At 65.5% G+C, this 357-nt stretch carries 1 protein-coding gene; it reads right to left on the reverse strand.

Annotated features, from left to right (window positions below):
• Positions 1-108: 108 nt before the first annotated feature.
• The coding region (locus tag AB1L30_RS00940) for a LysR substrate-binding domain-containing protein (protein ID WP_367011461.1) at positions 109-357 on the reverse strand (249 nt) is incomplete at its 5' end.

Consider the following 357-nt stretch of genomic DNA (forward strand, 5'->3'; position numbering starts at 1 on the left):
CATGGGTCTGTAGGCACTCGCATCGGCAAGCTCGAAAATCCGGGAGACCCTACGCCCGTGCGGGCCGCGCACACAGATAGCGCGGGCCACCGCGCCCATAGCACGCGGCTATACGGCGTCGATCACGCTCGCGAGCAGGTCGAGGAAGTCGGCCCCGACGCGTGAAGGAGGCCGGGCCTGCAGGTATACCGCGTTGATATTGAAGGTCAGTGCCGGCTGGAGCGGCCTGCTTTCCAGACCCGAAGCCACCGCCGATTCCGCCGTGAAATTGTCGACGATCGCCATGCCGAGACCAGCCCGCACGAGGGCAGCCGCAATGTAATAGGTGCGCGAGGACGCGGTCTCGGTCAGCGTTAC

Origin of the sequence: Bremerella sp. JC817 (genome assembly GCF_040718835.1) — a bacterium.
Taxonomy (GTDB): domain Bacteria; phylum Planctomycetota; class Planctomycetia; order Pirellulales; family Pirellulaceae; genus Bremerella.